Raw genomic sequence first — 21,796 nt, 5'->3', positions numbered from 1 at the left:
CGGCAATGCCTTCGGGCGACGGTGCCCCTCTGCGGCGGCGGTTCCTTCGGCGGTGATGACCCTTCGGGCCGGAGAAAGATTTCGAAGCGAAAAGTTGGTGGGCACCGAAAAAGCCGTTATCTTTGCACCCCGGACTTCCGAAAGATGCCCGGCCCGCCAGGGCGGGCGGCAGCGAGGGGCCAGTGGCGACGGTCGACGGTCGGCAACGACGGGCCAGCAGTCGGCAGCGGTTGGCAGCGGCATAATGCAGCAGACGGCGGGCGGCTGTTTTGGAACGCAAACGGCGCCGCCAACCTGCAGCGACGGCGGCAGTAACGGAAGGAGGGAACAGACGGGGTGTAGCGCAGTCCGGTTAGCGCACCTGCTTTGGGAGCAGGGGGTCGCTGGTTCGAATCCAGTCTCCCCGACAATTGACAATCAACCACTTGCGGCAACGCAGGTGGTTTTTTTATTGGGGCCGGCGGCACACAATTTACACGCAAAATCGGGGATTTTCCGGCTGCATTAGGATTGGTCCCCGCAAAAGCCGGATTTTCCGGCTGCATTAGGATTGGCCCCCGCAAAAGCCGGATTTCCCGGCTGCATCAAGGCAGGCTCCCCGCAAAAGCCGATTTCCGCCCGCTTGCGTATAGCTCGCCTGCGCGGCCTCAATCACGTCAAAGAACCTCCTCCACACGCCTCCGGGAAACAGACGCCCCGAAGCACCATCGACCCGGGAGCCCCCACCGCCGCAGAGCCCTCGCGACCCGAGCCACCACCAATCCGTGTCACCACCAACCCGGGGGACCCGCCGCGCGCCCTCCGCTCTCCGGAACCCCGCCGCCGCTGAAGCCTTAGTTGCCCCGAAACCACCGCCAACCCGCCGCGCTCCCTCCGCTCTCCGGAACCCCGCCGCTGAAGCCTTAGTTGCCCCGAAACCACCGCCGACCCGCCCCTCTTCCTCCAACGTCCCGAAAACCTCGCCACCCCGGAACCCCGCCGCCGCAGAAGCCTTAGCCGTCCCGAGGCCCGGCAGACCCGCCGCGCTCCCTCCACAGCTCCGGAAGCTCCCGCCGACCCCGAGGCCCCGCCGACCCGCCGCGCGCCCTCCACAGCTCCGGAAGCCAGCCGCAGCCACCTCCCCTGCCCCCCGGGCGGTCAGTCTCGCCGCGTGCGGATGCGCCACCGTACCCCCTGCGGCGTCTGCACCGTCTCGAAATCCTCCGCACGGTAGTTGCCCCCGTTCGTCGGGAGCAACTGCACCATCTGCTGGTAGGTGTACAAACGTCCGCATGCGGCCTCCGCCTGCCGCCGCGTCAGCAGCTCGTGGTCCCGGGCGGCGTAGGAGGTGAAGGTGCAGAAGGCGCTCCGGTTCTTCCACGCCCCCTTGTTGTCCATCGCAGCCACCAGGCGCCGGATGTCCTCGACGTCGTACTTGCGGAGCATCCACACCAGCTGCTGCCGCGTGAAGGGCTCCTCCATCGCGGCTATCTGCGGGAAGCGCTCCCCTATCCATGCCAGCAGCACATCGGCCGCCCCGGTCAACTCCCCCGAAGGCCCGGTCAGCTCCGCCGACGGCCCGGCCGGTTTTCCCCCTGCAACCCCCTTTTCTTCTGAACTTACCGTGTGTGTGCTCTTCCTTCTTTCCTTCTTATTACTTCTTTCCTTCTTACTTTCTTCCGTTGTGGTCGCTCGCTGGTCGGGAGTTGGTCGGCAGCTGGTCTTCGCCCGGTCATCAGCCGGTCCGACGGCCGGTCGCTCCGTGCTGTCCGTAGACTGATATCGTTCGTAATTGCAAATCGTTACGACCGTGTAGGAGCTGGTCGCCCGGCAGGTCAGAAAATCCGACCGCTCGAGTTTCGAAACAGCCGTCCGCACCTCACGCTCCGAGAGTCCCGTTTCGCGGGCCAGCACAGCGCGGCTCGTGACGAGCTGCCCCCGCCTGACGGTGATTCCCCGCCAGCGACGGGTCTGAAAATTCGCCTTCAGGAGCAGGTGCAGCGCCAGCCGCACACAGTTCGTGTCGGAATACCACTCCCAGTCGAGCAGCCCGCGGTGTATCTTAATCCATCCCTCCATAGTCATCGTGCTTCAAAACAGGTGAAACCCCGCATGCGCCATCCGAAGGCGTTTTCGGGCTTCCGTCGCTTAAAATTCATCCGTCGTTTGTTTTTGTCCGATTTTTTGTAAATCTTTGACCCGTTCGAAATCTCCGCTACCCCGTATTTTGTATGCGACGGGTCGGGCGATGCGCATACGAAACGAGACCTGCCCAAGCCAGGAATGCATTGGATGAGCGCCCCCCGAAGACTCGATGCCGCCCCTTCCGAACGAGCGGGCCAGTCATCATCCGGACGCCCTCGCCGCTGCCGGGTCAAGGGCCGGAACTCAAAAAACAGACTATAATGATACCCATTTTACAAGCAACTCCTATTGCCCCGGAATCAAGCAGCGGGAACCTATTTTATCTCTTCCTCGTATTTTGCATTATTGTCGTTGCCATCAATGTCTCCAGGCTGATAAAACGTCACCAGAGAAGGGGCTACTATCAAGGAAATTCCGCCACAACAAGCAATGAATCGGACGTGAACCCCGAAGAATACGGATACACAACAGAACAGGGAGAGACCCTGTTCGATGATGTCAAGCCCGAAGACGACGAGGTCGAATACAAAATTATCGGGACCAACCTCCGGGACCTTTCCAAAAAGGACATCGGATACTCCGAAAATTTCTACCTGAAAGCGACCAAAGAGGTCAAAGAGGACAAATACGCCGTTGAGATTTACAACGGACGCGGGAGACTCGCTGGCTACCTTGACCGAGACTTGAACAGGTTCTGGCACAAACTGCTGATGAAGGCCAATCCCGAAAATCCGGTTATGCAATGTCGTGGGTTCATCGGCCAATTCAGAAACGACAGAGATGAACTAAAATTCTACGGGAAAGTATATCTTCCAGAGGTTGACGAAACAGACCCGGACTACAAAAGAATAATGAACGGATAACTTCCCGGTTATGACAAAAGTACAAAAAACGGATGGAAGCGCTTCATGCCGGCTGCGGCAAGACCGCCGACAGCCATGACGGCGCATGCCGAAGGCCCTGCACGGGCAGGCGCAGCGGCCGTTTGATTCCGAAAGATACGAACGATTTGCGCCCGATGATTCCACATTTTACGAAAAAAAGCATAACAGACTGATACTCCAATGAAAAGACTTTCAGCAACACTCATCCTCGCGGCGGCGCTCTTCGCATCCGGAGGAGCCTTTGCCCAAGTGCACATCGAACCGCACAACTTCTACTGGCAGCGCGTGGTCGAATACCGGGGTACCCCCTCCGCGATGCGCGACCGCATCATCGCCTCGGGGATATTCAGCGACATCCAGCGGAACGACTCCACGATGATTGTCGGGCGGGTCGAAAATGTCCTGCTGAACTATGCGACGATGGAGCCGGAGCCGAGGCTTTTCTCCCTGCCGATTTTCTTCAGAAACGGCGAGAAGTTCTCCGGGACGCTCATCTATGAATTGAAGCAGGGGCGCTATCGGGTCACGTTCAAGAACCTTATCTACAACGGCGACATGGTGCTCAACGTCAACGGCGTGTCGGTCGACATGAGGGACCAGCCCGTAAACAGGATATTCTACAAGAGCGACGGCAGCTTCTGCCGGGGCGCCAGGGCCCGGCAGTTCGCCTGCGAGGTCTTCGACTACTCGTTCTCGAACTCGTTCATCCTCACAAGCGACGACGAGCAGCAATCCGACGACTGGTGATTGAGATTGCCGGGGGCAAGGCATATCCGGAGCTGTCCGACAGGGCAGGTCTCTGGCTCGACGCGCCCGCATGCGCACGCGAGGTACGCCACTGGACGCACGCGCACGATGTGCGCGCACGAATCGCACTCCCACACGCCTTGCACCCGGCGGCGGAGCGACCCGGAACGGCTCGCACGTCCCTCCCCCCAACCGCAGAGCGGCCCGCACGGCGGGGGCAAGTTGACGGGCGGATGCATTTTTTTTGAAAATTATTTTGCCGATTCGGATTTTAGACGTATCTTTGTGCGCTCTTAAAGATAAAACGAGCTCTGTTCGGGGTGTAGCGCAGTCCGGTTAGCGCGCCAGCTTCGGGAGTTGGAGGTCGCTGGTTCGAATCCAGTCTCCCCGACACGGAAAGAGGTTATCGAAGTTCGATAACCTCTTTTTCGTTATTGCAGCCAGCAGGGAACAGGCCGCCTCCAGACAGGGGAAATGCCGCAAATCCGAGCCACGCCCCTATCACGTTTCGACTTGAGGCAACGCTGCAGGCCGCCGACATGCAACAAAAAAAGCTCCGGAGTCGAACTCCGGAGCTTTTTACTCTTTTTCAGCGGGACTTCCTCCCCGCTTGTCCTTTAATTCTTTTGCGCGCTTCCCTCGGGCCGGATGGTTTCGCCCACAGATGCGCCCCGGGCCAAAAAACAACCCTTTCGGCGCACATAGGCCGAAAAAAATGCCCCGTCCGGTGCGCCCCCCAAGCCGAAAAAACTGCCCCGGCCGGCATCCCCGAACCGAAAAATCGCTCCGTCCGGCGCGCCCTCGGACCGGATGGTCACGCCTTCCGGTACGCTCCCCGGGCCGAAGAACCTCCCCGGGTCGGTGCGCCCCTTCCTCAGATGCTCCCCCCGCGGCCCGGCGGCTGCTGCCCGCTACCGCGTCGTTCCCGGAAGCCGGTGGTAGTGACAATAGAGCAGGTCGCCGTTGTCGTCGTGCAGGTGCATGCCCCCGCCCAGGCAGTAGCGGAACATCGAACAGGAGGCGCACTCCCCGCGACGCGCCCACGCGCGGTCGCGGAAGGGCTCGAAGCGGTTCTGCCACACATCCCAGAAGCGGTCGCGGTAGATGTTGCCCTGGTGGAAGTTGGCGCGGATGCTCGTGCAGCCCGAAATGGAGCCGTCGACCCGTATCGAGGCCACCGAAACTCCGGCCGCACAGAGGTAGAAGTGGTCGCGCACCTCCATCTCGTAGTTGCCCAGAAATCCCTCGCAGGCGTAGCTCACCTCGATGCGCCCCTCGCGGCGCGTGCGGCGGATGAACTCCAGCACCTCGCGGAACTCCTCGTCGCTCACCCGCAGCGTGGGGTCCTCCTTGGCGCGCCCCATCGGGAAAATCGAGAAAATCCGCCAGTAGCGGATGCCCTCGGCGATGAGCATCTCCTTGAACTCCTCGAGGCGGGGTACCAGCGGCCCCGTGACGCAGGTGATGACGTCGTAGGCCAGCCCCGGCACGCGGGCGATGCGGCGCGCGGCGTCGAGCGCACGCGCATAGCTGAGCGGATTGCGGCGGATGTAGTTGTGCGTCTGCTCGAATCCGTCGAGGCTCACCGAGACGGAACGCAGCCCCGCGCGGAGCAGGCTGTCCAACCGCTCGGGGGTGAGCGCCATGCCGTTGGTGACCATGCCCCACGGATATCCGCGGCGCGTCACCTCGGCGCCGGCACGCTCCAAATCCTCGCGGACGAGCACCTCGCCGCCCGAGAATATCACGAGCACCTGCCGCGGGTCGACATGCGGCGTCACCTCCTCGTCGAGCACGCGCAGGAAGTCCTCGAGCGGCATGTCGCGCACCCCGGGGTCGACCCGGCAGTCGCTGCCGCAGTGCCGGCAGGCGAGGTTGCAGCGCAACGTGCACTCCCAGAAGAGCGTACGCAGCTTATGCTCGGCCACCGAGCGGTCGTGCAGCGATGCGAAGAGGCGAAGCCCGAGGCGTTTGCGCAGGCTCGGTTTACAGTTTCCGCTCATGGATTGGATTACTTCTGCCCATCTGCGGCGGATTCGGCGGCAGGTTCGGCAGCGGATTCGGCCGGCTGACCGGCTGCGGGCTGTGCGGCGCTTCCGAGCGAATCGGTCTCCTCGAGGGGATAGGCCTTGTTCACGAATTCGGGGCCGACGGGCTGGCGTACGCCGTACATCACCTGGATGGCGGGCGTCTGCTCCTCGGTCACGGGCTCCTGCTCCGCCTTGCCCTCACGCGGGGTATTTTTCACCGACGAGCAGCCCGTCGAGAAGCCCAGCAGTGCCAGCAGCGTCAGATTGATTTTGCAATTCATATTCATTCTGTTGGTTCCAATGTCAGGAACAAATATACAAAATTGATTCCTGATACGAAAATATAGCGTAAAAAGTTTTGAAAACCACCGTTTTTTCCGTTTCTTTGCAAAACACATTAACACTTAATCCGCAATTTTATGACAGGAACAGTAAAATGGTTCGATAGCAAGAAAGGCTACGGATTCATTATCGCCGAGAACGGCAAGGAGGTTTTCGTTCACTTCTCGGGCATTTTGTCGGAGGGCTTCAAGTCGCTCAACGAAGGCCAGAAGGTGGAGTTCGAGCTCGGCAACGGCACCAAGGGCGAGCAGGCCGTCAACGTGAAGGTCATCGGCTAAGCCGCCCGTCCGATTCCACAACGACACGATACAAACCGACATATCGGAACACCCGGAGTCCATCCGGCACAGTATGGGAGAAGCGGAACGCCGCTTCTCTTTTTTTGCGCCTTTGCGTTTTGCGCCTGTTTTTTTGCGTTTTGCGCCCGTTTTTGTTTTTGCACCCGCCGCCCGGGCCCCGGGCATGCCGCCTTCACCCTCCCCCCCGGGCACGCCCCGCCGCTCCTCTTCTCACGCACACGCGCGCTGCGCGCACGCACGCGAGTTTTCGCACACTCTTTTTGCCCGTTTGAAAAAATAATCGTAATTTTGGGCCGCCAATACAGAGCAGACCATAACGGTTAATTCACAATAAAAACCAAAAAACCATGAAAGAAGCAATCGCAATTCTGACCGGCGGCGGACCGGCTCCCGGCATGAACACCGTCGTAGGCAGCGTCGCCAAGACGTTCCTGCGCAAGGGTTATCGTGTAATCGGCCTCCACGAGGGTTATACGGGACTGTTCAACCCCTCGCCCCGCACGGTGGACATCGACTATCCCATGGCCGACGGTATCTTCAACCAGGGCGGTTCGTTCCTGCAGATGAGCCGTTTCAAGCCCACGGATGCCGATTTCGAGAATAACTTCAACCTCAAGTTCTTCACCGACAACAACGTGAAGCTGCTCGTAACGGTGGGCGGCGACGACACCGCATCGACGGCAAACCGCATCGCCAAGTTCCTCGAGGCCAAGAAGTACCCCATCGCCAACATCCACGTTCCGAAGACCATCGACAACGACCTGCCGCTGCCCAACGGCACGCCGACCTTCGGTTACGAGTCGGCCAAGGACAAGGGTGCCGTCATCGGCCGCGCCGTCTATGTCGACGCCCGCACGAGCGGCAACTGGTTCGTACTGGCTGCCATGGGTCGTTCGGCCGGCCACCTCGCATTCGGTATCGGCGAGGCCTGCCACTACCCGATGATTGTCATCCCCGAGATGTTCAACAAGACCGAAATCACGGTCGAGAAGATTGTCAACCTGGTCATCTCGTCGATTATCAAGCGCAAGATTATGGGCATGGACTACGGCGCCGCCATCATCTCGGAGGGCGTATTCCACGCACTGTCGAACGAGGAAATCCGCAAGAGCGGCGTTCACTTCACCTACGACGAGCACGGACACCCCGAGCTGGGCAAGGTTTCGAAGGCCCACATCTTCAACGAGATGATTGAGAACAAGCTCAAGGCCCTGGGCATCAAGGTGAAGAGCCGTCCCGTGGAGCTGGGTTACGAAATCCGCTGCCAGACCCCGATTGCCTACGACCTGACCTACTGCTCGGAGCTGGGTATCGGCGTACACAAGCTCTACTCGGAGGGCAAGACCGGCTGCATGGTCTATGTGGATTCGGAGGGCAACGTATCGCCGCTCTACCTGAAGGACCTTCAGGACCCGACGACGGGCAAGATTCCGCCCCGTCTGGTCGACATCACCTCGGACAAGTTCAAGTCGGTAGTGGACAATATCCTCAACGCCATCGAGCCGAAGGACTACGAGGCAGCGAAGAAGTATGTCGCCAACCCCGAGGAGTACGACTTCTACAAGATTCTCAACTGGAAGTAATCCATCCGGTTGCTTTGCACAAAAGCCCCGGCCGATGCATTCGGCCGGGGCTTTCTGCTTGATGCCGTGCGGAGGGGCTACTTCCCCGAGACGATTGCTCCGAGGAGCTTCGCCTGGTAGGGCAGCTCGGGCGTTGCATTCTCGAGCACGGTCTTCACATAGGAGACCGAGCGGGTCGCCGACTTCACCTTCATGGGGTTCTTGAGCGACTTGAGCGACGAGGTCGCCTTGCCCAACGCTTCAGTCAGCTGCTTCAGCTCACCCGAGGTCCCCTCGATGCGCTGCAGCAGCTCGGTTGCCCGCAGAATCTGCTCGGCGCTGGGGGTCGCACCGTCGAGCAGGGCCGTAAAGTCGGCCACCTCGACCGTGGCGGCAGCCACCGTCTCGGCCGTTTTGGCAGCGTCGTCGATTTCAGCCACGCCGCAGGCCTTGGGGGCCTCGCTCTTCAACTGCTCGACCCGCTTGGCCGAAGCCTCCTTCTCCTCGGGCGTCTGAGCCGAGACCGCCGTCACGGCCATCAGCAGTGCGGCCGCACACATCAAAAACTTTTTCATGTTGTTTGGGTTTGTTTTGAATTGCTCCTACTCTCTTGCAGATTTTCGGAATCCTCTGTTCCCGGGGCGACGGAGTGGATGCATCCGCAGGTTTCTTCGTCGTCGTGAAGAACGCGGATGATGCCCCCGGGAGGGAGGAACCGCCGTCCGTTCTCTACATACGGTTGAATGTACAGGTCGTTTTCAGTCAGGAGAAATCGGCAGAGCACGCCAGAAGAGGCCGCCTGGGCTTATCGCATGTCAATCAGCCACAAGATATCCGCGTATGCACAATAAAAAAGGTGCATCCCCGCTCCCGCTCCGACTAACTGAGGTACGACCAAGCACCCGTATGTATCGCAACAGAACATGGGAACACACCCCAAACGGAGTGTATCCGCAACATCCGTTCCCCGACATACATCTAATTGGTCGTTTTCAGTTACGGGCGAACAGCGGCAAATATCATTTCAAGACAAAGATAGTGAAAAGCGTACGATTTCCAAAAAAAACGAGGGCATCAGCGACAGAAATCATGCAGTGGCAGGAGCCGGCGCGCCACGGGCAGCCTCCACAGAAACGCGGTGCGCGGGTACGGAGGTGCAGGGTGCGGGATGCGGGGCGAAGGAGCGAAGAGGAGCGAAGGAGCGAAGAGGAGCCGACGCGGGGGTATCGGCGGGCGCGAAGGTGCACGGGGTTAGAAGAGTGTCAGTGCAGGTGCGGGGGCGCAGAAGAGTGTCAGTGCAGGTGCAGGTGCAGGCGCGGGCGCGGGGCGTGGGGTCAGAAGAGTGCCGATGCGGGGCTCAGAAAAGTGTCGCTGCAGGGCTCAGAAGAGCGTCGGTGTAAGCCGGGTGCAGGCGCAGGTGCAGGCGCGGGGACAGAAGGACGTGAAGGGCGAGGGGGGGGAAAAACAAATCGCCGTGGGGCTCAGAAGAGCGTCGGCACAGGCGCGGGCGCCGGCGCGGACAGGACGGGACCCTCGGGGCAGAGGTTGCGGACCCGAAGGCCGAGGCGCAGGGCGCGGCCGACCGTATAGCGGGTGCCGCCCGTGCTGCCGTCGTACCAGGCCACCACCTCGTCGGCATGCTCCACCAGAAAGTCGTTGCGCACCCGGTAGCAGCCGGGGCCGTAGGCCGGACGGAGCACCACCCGCTCGTAGGCCCGGGCGACCGCCTCCGCATAGCGGGCCCGGTCGCGGGGCGTGTAGAAGCGCTCCTGCCCCGCAAAGGGGATAACGGCCACCAGACGCACGTCGGAACAGCGGCTCCGCAACGCGAGCACCGCCTCGGCCGCCGCCAGGTCGAAACCCACGGCCATGCCGCTCAGAAAGGTGCGGAATCCGCGGGCGTACATCGCGTCGAGCAGCGCCCGAAGCGCGGCGTCGCCCCGCCCGTCGTAGGTGCGATGGCCCGTAAAGGCCGCATGCAGGTTTGTCTCCATCGTAGACCAAAGATACGCCTTTGGCGCGGACTTTGCAAGAGTTCATGCCGAGTCAAACCAAAAAAACAAGCAACCATGAAAAACACCGGTATTGCCATCGTATCGCTGGTGGGCGGCCTGATTATCGGCTCGGCCCTCACGATGCTCTTCACGCCGCAGTCGGGTCCCGAACTGCGCCGCAAAATCAAGGAGTCGCTCGGCGACGAAATCGACCGCATGAAGGAGAAGCTCAACGAGGTCGAGGAGCAAATCGAGCAGGCGCGCTGCAAGTGCGACGACTAACCGACCCCTCGTTGCCGATGGAAGCGCAAGAAAGGCACCGCACGCCGGGCGGCGCGCCGGAGACGGGGAGAGGCAGCGGGCGCCTGCTGCTCGCCGTGCTGCTCTTCGTCACGACAGCCATCCTGGCGCTGCTGCTTCTGCTCACGGCCGCCGTGGTGGGGCTCTCGCTCCTCACGGGGTCGTTCATCGCCTCGACGCTGATTCTGGGAGGCTTCTTCGCCCTCATGGCGGCGGTAGTCTACCTGGCGGCGCTCCGCGAAGAGGTGGAGCGGCTGCGCGCCCGTGCCGAAACGGTCTACGAGGTGGCGCGAGCCGCCCGCAGCGGCTACGAGTGGCTCGCCTCTAAGGTTGCGCTTCTCAGCCGCCTCGGCGACGCACTGCGCCGGGAGTAGGGGTGCCGGGGGCCGGGAGCCGCCCGCGGTTGAAAGCACCCGCGCCGGGAGCCGGGAGCCCCGCCCCGCCGGGACCACGTCCCGTCCAGCCGCAGCCGCGCCGCCGGAAACCGCAGCCACGCCTCAGCCGCGCCGCCGGAAACCGCAGCCACGCCTCCCCGCCGCTGCCACCGTGAGCAGCCGCCGGAGCCCCTCCCCCGCCGCCGCGCACAAAAAAAAACCGATACCGGTTATCCGGTATCGGTTTTTTGTTCAACACCCCTGAGGGCGTCTCGGTCGACTATTTGCCGAAGTAGCGCTTGTAGAGACCCTCGAAGCCCTTGCCGTGACGAGCCTCGTCCTTGGCCATCTCGTGAACCGTGTCGTGTACGGCATCGAGGTTCTGCTCCTTGGCCAGACGGGCCAGACGCATCTTGTCCTCGCAGGCACCGCACTCGGCGTTCATGCGCTTGTAGAGGTTGGTCTTCGTATCCCATACCACCTCGCCAATCAGCTCGGCGAACTTCGAAGCGTGCTCGGCCTCCTCCCATGCGTAGCGCTTGTAGGCCTCGGCGATTTCGGGATAGCCCTCACGGTCGGCCTGACGGCTCATGGCCAGGTACATGCCCACCTCGGTGCACTCGCCCATGAAGTGGTTCTGGAGACCCTCCCAGAGCTCGGGGCTGGCACCCTTGCCGTCGCCCAGCTTGTGAACGGTCACGAAGTCGAGGTTGCCCTCCTCCTCTACGACCTCTACGAACTTATCCTTGCCTGCCTTGCAGAGCGGGCACTGCTCGGGTGCCTCGGGACCTTCGTGGATATATCCACATACGGTACAACGCCATTTCTTTGCCATAACTGTATCGATGTTAAGTTAGTGTGTTTGTAATTTTGGAACTGTTTGCATTGGTTTGCACGACAAAGATAAGAATTCTTTGCGGAAATCCTATAAAAGACCTATTGTCTTTTTTTATGGAGCGATAAGCCGTGCCTATAGCCGAGCCCGGAGGGGTTGCCCGGGGGTGTTCGCAGCGGTCGGGAACGGGGGGCGCCGCGGCGGAGGGAGGTGTTCGTGCCGCCCGAGGGTCTGTGCGCGCCGCCCGGGGAGAGTGTCCGCGGCGACCGGGGAGAGTGTCCGCGGCGACCGGGGAAGCCAGCCGCGGCGATCGGGGAAGCCAGCCGCGGCGATCGGGGGCGGTCCAAGACGGGCCGGGGTGTTCGCGGAGGCCCGGGAGACCTATCCTCGCCGTCCGGGAACCTGTCCGCGCCGCCCGGCAGGGGTTCTGTCCGCGGCAACCGGAGAGGGTCTGCGGAGGCGGACCGATTCGCAGCGAGCCCCACCTATTCGTGCCGCCCGGGAGCCGTCCTCGCCGCCCGGGGAAGTCCCGCCTATTCGCGGCGGTCGATGACCTCCTCGATGTAGGGGACGTCGGTCGAATCCTTCACCAGCACGCGCTTGCGGCTGTCGAGCAGGTAGAGCGCCGGAATGGCCTCCAGGTCGTAGCTCCCCGTCTCGCGGATGACGCAGCCGTCGTCGTAGCCGTTAATCCACGCGGCGGGAATCTGGTCGCGGTAGGCGCGCCACTCGGCCAAATCCTCGTCGGGATAGAGCGCCAGCACCTTCAGCCGACCACGCTCCTGCATCTCGGAGAGCATCGGCGAGGAGACTATCGCCTCGCGAATCTGACGGCACATCGGACAGCCCGGATTGTTGATGAAGAGCAGCACATACTCCGCGCGGATGTCGTAGAGGCGCCCCGTGGCACCCGAGGCGAGCGTATAGCGGAAGTCGTTGGCCGGCTGCCCGAGGCGGTTCTGCAGCGCTATCTGCAGGTCGTACTCGGGCCCCAGCTTCTCGTACTGGTCCAGATAGGGGCTCGCAAGCTGCGCGCGGAGCACCGGGATGTAGAACTCGCCGTTGCGCAGCGGCGAGTTGGGGTCGCGCAGCACCCGCTCGGCCAGCATCGAGAAGTAGCGCAGCATGGGTGCCGAGGCCGAAGCGCGGCGCATGAGCGAATCCATCGGCGCACCGTCCGTCGGATGTTCCGAGAGCAGCGAGACGTAGGAGGCGAAGGCCTCAAGCATCGAGAGCGTGTCGGCCTTGTGGACGAAGAGCGTGTCCGAGAAGTCGAAGCGGTCCCAGTAGTGGCACCGCAGGTAGTCGCGCTGCTCGGCGGGGGCGAGGCCCGAGGGGGCGATGGGGGGAAGAAAGACCTTCATCCCGGCGGCGGCTTCGGCCACGGCCTGCTGCTGTTGCCGTGCGCGGCGGCCGCCGCACGAGAGGGCGAGGGCGGCCACGGCCGCAAGGAGGAGCATCTTCAGCGACGTCTTCATGTTCATGGCTGTGTAACGTTCTTGTGAGAAACAAATATAGGTCTTTTCCGGCAACTTTCCGCGCACGGAGGGGGCAAAAAGCGCGCGGCGACGTTTTTTGCACGGTAGTTGCACCTGGCGCAAGCGTCAAATTCACAAAAGAACCGAAACTCTATGGATGCAAAAAAAACATCGGGTACGGGGTTCAAGCTGAGTGTCATGACGCTGGCCATCATGAACGTGACGGCGGTCGTCAGCCTGCGCGGACTCCCTGCCGAGGCGGTCTACGGACCCTCTTCGGCCTTCTACTACCTCTTTGCCGCCATCGTCTTCCTCATCCCCACGGCGCTCGTGGCCGCCGAGCTGGCCGCCATGTTCGCCGACAAGCAGGGCGGCGTCTTCCGCTGGGTGGGCGAAGCCTACGGCGCACGGACGGGCTTTCTGGCCATCTGGCTGCAATGGATTGAATCGACCATCTGGTACCCCACGGTGCTCACCTTCGGGGCGGTCTCGATTGCCTTCATCGGGGTCAACGAGGCCCACGACATGACGCTCGCCTCGAACAAGCTCTTCACGCTGGTCATCGTGCTGGCCATCTACTGGCTGGCCACCTTCATCTCGCTCAAGGGGCTCGACTGGGTGGGCAAAATCAGCAAGTGGGGCGGCATGATAGGCACCATCATCCCCGCCGGACTGCTCATCGTGCTGGGCATCGTCTACATCGCCTCGGGCGGCCACAACAACATGGACATGTCGCAGGGCTTCTTCCCCGACCTGACGAAGCTCGACAACCTGGTGCTCGCCAGCGGCATCTTCCTCTTCTACGCCGGCATGGAGATGATGGGCATCCACGTGATGGAGGTGCGCAATCCGTCGCGCAACTACCCGCGCGCCATCATCATCGGCTCGCTCATCACGGTCTGCATCTTCGTGCTGGGCACCTTCTCGCTGGGCTTCATCATCCCGGCCAAGGACATTAGCCTGACACAGTCGCTGCTCATCGGCTTCGACAACTACTTCCGCTACCTGCACATGTCGTGGGCCTCGCCCGTCATCGCCGTGGCGCTGATGTTCGGCGTGCTGGCCGGCGTGCTCACCTGGGTGGCCGGCCCCTCGAAGGGTATCTACGCCGTGGGCAAGGCGGGCTACCTGCCCCCCTTCTTCCAGAAGGCCAACCGCATCGGCGTGCAGCGCAACATCCTGCTCGTGCAGGGAGGCGTGGTCACGCTGCTGGCGCTGCTCTTCGTCGTCATGCCCTCGGTGCAGTCCTTCTACCAGATTCTCTCGCAGCTCACCGTGCTGCTCTACCTCATCATGTACATGCTGATGTTCTCGGCAGCCATCGTGCTGCGCTACAAGCTCCGCGACACGCCGCGCCCGTTCCGTCTGGGCCGGGGCAACGGCCTGATGTGGCTGCTCGGGGCACTCGGCTTCTGCGGTGCGCTGCTCGCCTTCGTGCTGAGCTTCATCCCGCCCGCCCAGATTCAGACGGGAAGCAGCGCCGTCTGGTACTCGGTGCTCATCGTCGGCTGCATCGTGGTGGTGGCGGCACCCTTCGTGATTTACGCCCTGCGCAAGCCCTCGTGGCGTGACCCGCAGGCCGCAGCCGACTTCGCACCCTTCCACTGGGAGGCCGCCGCGACTGCTCCGAAGACCGCTCCGACCGCCGCAACGGCCCCGAAGGCCCCCTCCGCCGCTCCGAAGAGCACGCCGTCCGCCCCGACCGGCTCCTCCGCCGCGGGAAACAAGGGCGGCCACACCCCGAAACAATAACCAACACACACGTTACCACCATGTTACATCGAATCGACAAAACCACCGTCCGCAACGCGCTGCAGCAGGCCTACGAGTGCACCCGCGAGACCAACTCGGGCAAGAATGCGGACTACATCCCCTACCTGGCGAAGGTTCCCTCGGAGCTCTTCGGCATCTCGGCCTGCCTGCCCGACGGCGAGGTCATCACCGTGGGCGACACCGACTGCGCCTTCGGCATCGAATCGGTCTCGAAGGTGCCCACGGCGCTGCTCGCCATGGAGCAGTACGGGCCCCAGAAGGTGATGAACCGCATCGGCGCCGACGCCACGGGCCTCCCCTTCAACTCCATCATCGCCATCCTGCTCGAGAAGGACCACCCCTCGACGCCGCTGGTCAACGCCGGCGCCATCAGCGCCTGCTCGATGGTCAAGCCCGTGGGCGATGCCGAGGGGAAGTGGAAGGCCATCGTCGACTTCATCGAGGGGCTTGCGGGCTCCGAGGTGACGCTCATCGACGAGCTCTACCGCTCGGAGTCGGCCACCAACTTCAACAACCGCTCCATCACCTGGCTGCTCAGGAACTACAACCGCATCTACGACGACCCCGAGATGTCGCTCGACCTCTACACGCGGCAGTGCTCGCTCGGCATCACGGCGCGTCAGCTCTCGATTCTGGGTGCGACGATAGCCTTCGGCGGCCGCAACCCGGTGACGCGCAAGCAAATCTTCCGCACGGAGCTCACCCCGAAAATCGTCTCGCTGATGGCCACCGTGGGCTTCTACGAGCATACGGGCGACTGGCTCTACACCACAGGGCTGCCCGCCAAGTCGGGAGTCGGCGGAGGCATCGTGGGGGTTATTCCGGGGGTTATGGGCATCGCCTCGTTTGCGCCGCCGCTCGACGCCTCGGGCAACTCGGTGAAGGCGCAGCTGGCGCTGAAGTTCGTCATGGACCGCCTCAACCTCAACATCTTCAACCCCGACCGCTGCATCACGGCCGTACCGGAATCGGTCGCCTGAACGGGGCCCGGGTGGAGAGGACGTCCCCCCGCCCCACCGGCGGGAAAACGACAACCCGCCCCGGGAGCAAGGGCCCCGGCACCCCGCTCCATTCGGGAAGGGCTCCAGCGCTCCGCCCGGCGGCGGACAAGCGACGGCCCGACCCGAAAACAAGGGCCCCGGCGCCCCGCTCCATCCGGGAAAGGGCCCCGGCGCTCCGCTCCATTCGGGAAGGGCTCCGGCGCTCCGCCCACCGGCGGACAAACAACGGTTCCGCCCCGAAAACAAGGGCTCCGGCGCTCCGCCCACCGGCGGACAAACAACGGTTCCGCCCCGAAAACAAGGGCCCCGGCGCTCCGCCCTACCGGCGGGAAAAACGAAGCGGGCCGGCTGCACTGCGCAGCCGGCCCGCTCTCTTTTGCGGTCAACGACCCTATCAGCAATCCTGCTCGACGGCGTGGAAGAGCTCCACGTCGCTCACATCGGACTTCATCACGTAGTCATATGCCTCGGAAACCTTGCCGTCGGCCAGCTTCGCATAGATGCGGGCCGAGTTGACATACTCTTCCGACTCGCCGGCCTGACGGGCCAGCAGGTAGGTGATGATGATGTGTCCGGCGGTCTCGACCAGACGGCGGGCATGGAAGTCCTTGAAGCCGGCAGCCTGCTTCTCACCCTCCTCGACGTGGGCAATCAGCTCGGCCAGACGGCCCTTCAGCTCGGCCAGACGGGCCACAATCGGCTGCATCGCCTCCGAATACTCGGCGGCGGCATAGCGCTCAATCTGCTCCATGAAGGTGCCCTTCGTCACGGCGTTGATGGCCGCCACGACCTGCAGCTGCGAGGTGCCCTCGTAGATGTTCATGATGCGCGCATCGCGGTAGAGACGCTCGCAGGGATAATCCTTCATGAAGCCCGAACCGCCGTGAATCTGAATCGCGTCGTAGGCCAGCTGGTTGGCATACTCCGACGAGAAGAGCTTCACCAGCGGCGTGAAGCCGTCGGCCAGGCGGTTGTAGAACTTCATCTCCTGACGCTCCGCGCCCTCGAGCGGACGCTCGTGCGAGATGTGGGTGTACTGCTTGTAGATTTCGACGAAGCGCGTGGTCTCGTAGAGCAGCGCGCGGGCGCCCTGCAGCTTGGCCTTCATGTTGGAGAGCATCTCGGCCACGGCGGCGAACTTGACAATCGGCTTGCCGAACTGCTCACGCTCGTGGGCATACTTCAGCGCCTCGCGGTAGGCCGCCTCGCACGTGCCGACCGACTGCGCGCCGATACCCAGACGGGCGGCGTTCATCAGCGACATCACGTACTTGATAAGACCCATCTTGCGGTCGCCGACCAGCTGCGCCGGAGCGTTCGTGAAGACCAGCTCGCAGGTGGGCGAACCCTTGATACCCATCTTGTTCTCGATGCGGCGCACCTTCACGCCGCCGTCGCGCTTGTCGTAGACGAGCATCGACAGACCGCGTGCGTCGGTCGTACCCTCCTCGGTGCGGGCCAGCACGAGCGAGATGTCGCCGTCACCGTTGGTGATGAAGCGCTTCACGCCGTTGAGCAGCCACGTCTGGCGCTCCTCCGACCAGGTGGCCTTCAGCATGACGGCACCCAGGTCCGAACCGGCATCGGGCTCCGTGAGGTCCATGGCGCAGGTGGCGCCGGCCGATACCCACGGCAGATACTTCTGCTTGAGCTCCTCCGAGGCGAACTCGTTGAGCGTCTCGGCGCAGTCCTGCAGACCCCAGATGTTCTCGAATCCGGCGTCGGCGCGCGCCACCATCTCGTTGGCCATCACGAAGCAGACCAGCGGGAAGTTCAGACCGTCGTACTTGCGCGGGAGCGTCAGGCCGCTCAGTCCGGCATCGACAATCGCCTTGAGGTTCTCGACCGTACCCGAGGCGTACTCCACATGGTCGTTCACCACGCGGGGACCTTCGTGGTCGACGCCCTCGGCATTCGGAGCAATGACCTCGCCGCAGACCTCGCCGGCGATTTCGAGCACCCGGCGGTAGGAGTCCATCGCGTCGTCGAAATCCTGCGGCGCATAGTCGTAGAGGTCCTTCTCGGCAAATCCGCGCTCCTTGAGCTCCACAATCTTGCGCATCATCGGATGCTGGAGGTGGAACTGCAAATCCTTGTTATCTGAAAAGAAATTAGCCATTACTTCGAATTTTGTTTGTAGTACTTAATCATCTTGGGGATAATCTCGTTCACGTCGCCCACAATCGCATAGTCGGCAATCTTGTTGATGGGGGCCTCGGGGTCGGTGTTGATGGAGATGACCATCGACGACTGGTCCATGCCAGCCGTATGCTGAATCTGGCCCGAAATGCCGCAGGCGATGTAGAGCTTCGGACGCACCGTGACGCCGGTCTGGCCCACCTGCCGTTCGGGCTCCGTGAAGCCGGCATCGACGGCCGCACGGCTGGCGCCCACCTCGGCGCCCAGCACCTCGGCCAGCTCGTGCACCAGACGGAAGTTCTCCTTCGAGCCCATGCCGTAGCCGCCGGCCACGATGATGTTGGCACCCTTGATGTCAATCTTGCGCTCCTCAATCTGACGCTCGACAATCTTCACCGCCAGGTCGCTGTCCTTGACATAGCGCTTCCAGTCGATGAACTTCACCTCGCCGGCGGCGGGGTGTGCGGCGTACTCCTTGCGCATGACGCCCTCGCGCACGGTGGCCATCTGCGGACGGTGGTCCGGGTTGACAATCGTGGCGATGATGTTGCCGCCGAAGGCGGGACGAATCTGGTAGAGCAGGTTCTTGTACTCCTTGCCGCTCTTGGCGTCGCGGTGGTCGCCGATGACCAGCTGCGTGCAGTCGGCCGTCAGACCGCTGTGCAGCGCCGACGAGACGCGCGGAGCGAAGTCGCGGCCGATGCAGGTGGCGCCGAAGAGGACAATCTGGGGCTTCTCCTGTTCGATGAGGCCGCACATGACGGCCGTATGGGGCAGCGTGCGGAAGGGGGCCAGCTCCTTGTCGTCGGCCACCCATACGGTGTCGGCGCCGTAGCGTGCCAGCTCCTTCTCCATGCCGGCAAGATTTTCACCGATGACGACCGCCTCGAGCTTCACGCCGAGCGTCGCGGCCAGTTCACGGCCTTTGGTCAGCAGTTCGAGACTCACGTCGGCCACAACGCCTTTCTCGGTCTCGATGTATACGAATATGTTGTTCATCTCTTTCAATCCGGATTAACCGAGCGTGTGGCTCGCAATAAGTTCGACCATCAGGGAGTTAATGTCCTCGTCGGCGGCCGTCAGGCGCTTGGCCTCCTTGGCTGCGAAGACGACGTTCTCGATTTTCTTGACCTTCGTGGGCGAGCCCTGCAGACCGAGCTGCTCCATGTCGGGCTCGACGGCGGCGGCACCCCACTCCGTGATGCGGAGGTAGTCATGCTCCTGTGCGCGCCGTGCGGCGGCCGATTCGGGAGCGGCGGCAATCTCCGATGCGGCGAGCGCACCCTTGTACTTCATCACGCGCTTGGCATTGCGCGGACGGCACTCGGCGGCCGACTCGTTGACCGTGATGACGGCCGGAACGGGGCACTCGACCACCTCGATGCCGCCCGTGATGCGGCGCTTGATAACCAGCGACTGCTCCTTGACCTCGACAATCTGCTCGGCATAGGTCACCTGCGGCAGGCCGAGCTTCTCGGCCACCTGGGGGCCTACCTGGGCCGTATCGCCGTCGATGGCCTGACGGCCGGCGAAGATGACGTCGGGACCAATCTTGCGCAGCGCGCACGAGAGGGCGTAGGAGGTGGCCAGCGTATCCGAGCCGGCGAACTCGCGGCCCGAGAGCAGGTATCCTCCGTCGGCACCGCGGAACATCGCGTCGCGGATGATGTCGGCGGCACGCTGCGGGCCCATCGTGAGGATGTGCACCGTAGCACCCGGCATGCGGTCCTTCAGATTGAGCGCCATTTCGAGTGCATTGAGGTCCTCCGGGTTGAAGATGGCCGGCAGCGCAGCGCGGTTGACCGTTCCTTCGGGGGTCATCGCATCCTTGCCCACATTGCGGGTATCGGGTACCTGCTTTGCCAGCACAACGATTTTAAGCGGTTGTTTCATAGGTTGTCTATCTGTTGTAAGATTTGTTTTCGGTTCTTTCATTGCGGTCGGTCACCGTGCGGCGGCCGCCTCTTCACGAAACGGCCGCCGCGCGGCGTCGTGGCCGATGCTAACGGACGATGGTCTCGCCGCGGTCGGGGCCAATCGAGATAATCTTCACGGGGACGCCCGTCTGCTGCTCGATGAACTCGACGTAGTTGCGGAACGCCTCGGGGAACTCCTCGTAGCGGGTCACCTTGCGCAGGTCGGACTTCCAGCCCGGGAATTCGCGGTAGACGGGCTTGATGTCGGCCTCGGTCTCGAAGGGGAAGCGCGTCGTGCGCTCGCCGCCGATTTCGTAGGCGACGGCCACCTTCACGGTATCGAAGTCGTTCATCACGTCGGACTTCATCATGATGAGCTGTGTGACGCCGTTAATCATAATCGAATACTTGAGTGCCACCAGGTCGAGCCATCCGCAGCGGCGGCGGCGGCCCGTGACGGCGCCGAACTCGTGGCCGATGGAGCAGAGCTGCTCGCCCGTCTGGTCGAAGAGCTCCGTGGGGAAGGGGCCGCTTCCGACACGGGTGCAGTAGGCCTTGAAGATGCCGTAGACCTCGCCGATGCGGCGGGGAGCGACGCCCAGACCGGTGCAGACGCCGGCGCAGACCGTATTGGAGGAGGTGACGAAGGGATAGGAGCCGAAGTCGACGTCGAGCAGCGTGCCCTGGGCGCCCTCGGCCAGGATGGCCTTGTCGTTGTCGAGCAGCGCGTTGATTTCATACTCGCTGTCGATGATGCGGAAGCGCTTGAGGTACTCGACCGCCTCGAACCACTGCGCCTCGAGCTCCGTGATGTCGTACGAATAGTTCAGCGAGCGGAGAATCTGCTCGTGGCGTGCCTTTGCGCGGGCGTAAATCGCGCGGAAGTCGGGGCTCAGCAGGTCGCCCACGCGCATGCCGTTGCGGCTCACCTTGTCCGTATAGGTCGGGCCGATGCCCTTACCGGTGGTGCCGATTTTCGAGCTGCCCTTGGCAGCCTCGTAGGCCGCGTCGAGAATGCGGTGCGTCGGCAGAATCAGATGCGCCTTCTTCGAGATGCAGAGCTGCCGCGTGAGGTCGTGGCCGCTGCGGGCCAGCTCCTCGGCTTCGGCACGAAAAAGAACGGCGTCGAGCACTACGCCGTTGCCGATGATGTTGGTCTTTCCGCCCTGGAAGATGCCCGAGGGAATCGACCTCAGTACGTATTTCTCGCCGTTGAATTCCAGCGTGTGACCGGCGTTGGGTCCGCCCTGGAAACGCGCCACCACCTCATAGTGGGGCGTCAGCACGTCCACAACCTTGCCTTTACCCTCGTCGCCCCACTGCAGGCCGAGAATGACGTCTACTTTTTTCATGATATCCGAATTATGTTATTGGCTGCAAAAGACATTTTTTGCATCCATTTGCATCCAAAGGTACGAAATATTCCACGAAATACCCAACTCCGGGGGCGACTTTTCGACAAATGGCCCCGAAAAGGGCTTTCGGGGGCGTGTTGCGGCCCTTCGGGGGAGGTTTCCGGGGCCCCAACCGGGAGAGGGCCAGCGTGTTCAGCGGCGCGGGACGGGGACGGGCAGGGGGTTCTGCGGTGGAGCCGGGGCGGGACCAGCGCGTTCAGCGGCGCGGGACAGGGCGGTGCAGGTGGTTCTGCGGTGGAGCCCGGAGGCGGAGCCAGCGTGTTCAGCGGCGCGGGATAGGGGCGGGACGGGGAGTTCAGAGGTGCAGACGGGACGGGCCGGCCGCCGGGTCGCAAAAAAAGTGTTCCGAAGGGAAGATGCGCCCGCCGCCAGGACGCAAAAAAAGTGTTCCGAGGGGAAGGTGCGCCGCCGCCCGAACACATACGGGCACAAAAAAAACGGACCTCGGTCCGTTCACTTCTATTTCTGCTACACTACTCTGCTACTCTACGGGCTTCTGCTCCGGGATGCTCGTCCGATACACCCTGCCGCACGACAACGGCTCCGCACTCCGGGAGCCCGTCTCTTTTGCGGGAGACTTCCG

At 62.7% G+C, this 21,796-nt stretch carries 19 protein-coding genes and 2 tRNA genes; 10 read left to right on the top strand and 11 right to left on the bottom strand.

Translation table 11 applies throughout. The features are described 5' to 3' along the window. Positions 1–332: 332 nt before the first annotated feature. Positions 333–407 (top strand) — tRNA-Pro (locus B5F90_RS08970). A gap of 730 nt (positions 408–1,137) precedes the next feature. On the opposite strand, the gene B5F90_RS08960 is transcribed toward B5F90_RS08970, so the two are convergent. Then, positions 1,138–2,058 carry a hypothetical protein gene (locus B5F90_RS08960; protein ID WP_143256148.1) on the bottom strand — a complete coding sequence of 307 codons (921 nt, stop codon included), beginning with the start codon at positions 2,056–2,058 and terminating at the stop codon, positions 1,138–1,140. A gap of 326 nt (positions 2,059–2,384) precedes the next feature. Between B5F90_RS08960 and B5F90_RS08955 the strand changes: the two genes are divergently transcribed. The 3 genes from B5F90_RS08955 (at position 2,385) to B5F90_RS08945 (ending at position 4,146) form a co-directional block, all read left to right on the top strand. Continuing rightward, complete coding sequence (locus B5F90_RS08955) at positions 2,385–2,987, top strand: HIRAN domain-containing protein (RefSeq protein WP_143256147.1); 603 nt, start codon at positions 2,385–2,387, stop codon at positions 2,985–2,987. A gap of 201 nt (positions 2,988–3,188) precedes the next feature. Further along, a complete protein-coding gene (locus B5F90_RS08950) occupies positions 3,189–3,755 on the top strand; it encodes a hypothetical protein (RefSeq protein WP_143256146.1) in 567 nt (188 codons plus the stop codon). A gap of 316 nt (positions 3,756–4,071) precedes the next feature. Next, a tRNA-Pro gene (locus tag B5F90_RS08945) sits at positions 4,072–4,146 on the top strand. A 520-nt stretch (positions 4,147–4,666) separates the two neighbouring features. Here the strand turns inward: B5F90_RS08945 and B5F90_RS08940 are convergent. Together B5F90_RS08940 and B5F90_RS08935 are read right to left on the bottom strand one after the other, a co-directional pair. Further along, a complete protein-coding gene (locus tag B5F90_RS08940; RefSeq protein WP_087362459.1) occupies positions 4,667–5,758 on the bottom strand; it encodes a TIGR04133 family radical SAM/SPASM protein in 1,092 nt (363 codons plus the stop codon). Between the two features lie 8 nt (positions 5,759–5,766). Then, positions 5,767–6,066 (bottom strand): hypothetical protein, encoded by a 300-nt coding sequence (locus tag B5F90_RS08935; RefSeq protein ID WP_087362458.1) that lies wholly within the window; start codon positions 6,064–6,066, stop codon positions 5,767–5,769. A 138-nt stretch (positions 6,067–6,204) separates the two neighbouring features. On the opposite strand from B5F90_RS08935, the gene B5F90_RS08930 reads away from it, so the two are divergent. Continuing rightward, positions 6,205–6,405 carry a cold-shock protein gene (locus tag B5F90_RS08930; RefSeq protein WP_087362457.1) on the top strand — a complete coding sequence of 67 codons (201 nt, stop codon included), beginning with the start codon at positions 6,205–6,207 and terminating at the stop codon, positions 6,403–6,405. A gap of 368 nt (positions 6,406–6,773) precedes the next feature. Further along, complete coding sequence (locus B5F90_RS08925) at positions 6,774–8,009, top strand: 6-phosphofructokinase (RefSeq protein ID WP_087362456.1); 1,236 nt, start codon at positions 6,774–6,776, stop codon at positions 8,007–8,009. 77 nt (positions 8,010–8,086) lie between these two features. On the opposite strand, the gene B5F90_RS08920 is transcribed toward B5F90_RS08925, so the two are convergent. Further along, positions 8,087–8,563 (bottom strand): hypothetical protein, encoded by a 477-nt coding sequence (locus B5F90_RS08920; RefSeq protein ID WP_143256145.1) that lies wholly within the window; start codon positions 8,561–8,563, stop codon positions 8,087–8,089. A gap of 906 nt (positions 8,564–9,469) precedes the next feature. Next, on the bottom strand, positions 9,470–9,982 hold the full coding sequence (locus B5F90_RS08915) for an SLOG family protein (protein ID WP_087362454.1): 513 nt from the start codon (positions 9,980–9,982) through the stop codon (positions 9,470–9,472). Between the two features lie 75 nt (positions 9,983–10,057). Here B5F90_RS08915 and B5F90_RS08910 point away from each other — a divergent pair, with 75 nt between their 5' ends. After that, complete coding sequence (locus B5F90_RS08910) at positions 10,058–10,264, top strand: YtxH domain-containing protein (protein ID WP_087362453.1); 207 nt, start codon at positions 10,058–10,060, stop codon at positions 10,262–10,264. 17 nt (positions 10,265–10,281) lie between these two features. Then, the gene (locus B5F90_RS08905; RefSeq protein WP_087362452.1) at positions 10,282–10,656 is read left to right on the top strand and encodes a hypothetical protein; all 375 of its coding nucleotides are present in this window, start codon (positions 10,282–10,284) and stop codon (positions 10,654–10,656) included. A gap of 280 nt (positions 10,657–10,936) precedes the next feature. Here B5F90_RS08905 and B5F90_RS08900 read toward each other — a convergent pair whose 3' ends face one another. Next, positions 10,937–11,491 carry an NADH peroxidase gene (locus B5F90_RS08900; protein ID WP_087362451.1) on the bottom strand — a complete coding sequence of 185 codons (555 nt, stop codon included), beginning with the start codon at positions 11,489–11,491 and terminating at the stop codon, positions 10,937–10,939. A gap of 533 nt (positions 11,492–12,024) precedes the next feature. Further along, a complete protein-coding gene (locus B5F90_RS08895; protein WP_234025754.1) occupies positions 12,025–12,975 on the bottom strand; it encodes a DUF5106 domain-containing protein in 951 nt (316 codons plus the stop codon). Positions 12,976–13,122: 147 nt separating this feature from the next. Here B5F90_RS08895 and gadC point away from each other — a divergent pair, with 147 nt between their 5' ends. Next, positions 13,123–14,721, top strand: coding sequence for a putative glutamine/gamma-aminobutyrate antiporter GadC (gene gadC / locus B5F90_RS08890; protein WP_087362450.1), 1,599 nt, complete (start codon positions 13,123–13,125; stop codon positions 14,719–14,721). 20 nt (positions 14,722–14,741) lie between these two features. After that, the gene (glsA, locus tag B5F90_RS08885; protein WP_087362449.1) at positions 14,742–15,722 is read left to right on the top strand and encodes a glutaminase A; all 981 of its coding nucleotides are present in this window, start codon (positions 14,742–14,744) and stop codon (positions 15,720–15,722) included. Positions 15,723–16,137: 415 nt separating this feature from the next. Here glsA and B5F90_RS08880 read toward each other — a convergent pair whose 3' ends face one another. From B5F90_RS08880 to B5F90_RS08865, 4 genes are all read right to left on the bottom strand, one after another. Continuing rightward, on the bottom strand, positions 16,138–17,862 hold the full coding sequence (locus B5F90_RS08880) for an acyl-CoA dehydrogenase family protein (protein ID WP_087362448.1): 1,725 nt from the start codon (positions 17,860–17,862) through the stop codon (positions 16,138–16,140). Beyond that, entirely contained in the window at positions 17,862–18,881 is a 1,020-nt protein-coding gene (locus tag B5F90_RS08875; RefSeq protein ID WP_087362447.1) for an electron transfer flavoprotein subunit alpha/FixB family protein, read from the bottom strand. The genes B5F90_RS08880 and B5F90_RS08875 overlap by 1 nt, the downstream gene beginning before the upstream one ends. Before the next feature lie 15 nt (positions 18,882–18,896). After that, entirely contained in the window at positions 18,897–19,775 is an 879-nt protein-coding gene (locus B5F90_RS08870) for an electron transfer flavoprotein subunit beta/FixA family protein (RefSeq protein ID WP_087362446.1), read from the bottom strand. Between the two features lie 109 nt (positions 19,776–19,884). Further along, positions 19,885–21,150: an adenylosuccinate synthase gene (locus tag B5F90_RS08865; RefSeq protein ID WP_087362445.1), complete on the bottom strand. Its 1,266-nt coding sequence runs from the start codon at positions 21,148–21,150 to the stop codon at positions 19,885–19,887. Positions 21,151–21,796: the final 646 nt, after the last annotated feature.

This window comes from Alistipes sp. An31A, assembly GCF_002159425.1.
GTDB lineage: Bacteria > Bacteroidota > Bacteroidia > Bacteroidales > Rikenellaceae > Alistipes > Alistipes excrementigallinarum.
This window is presented reverse-complemented; position numbering and strand designations above follow the sequence as displayed.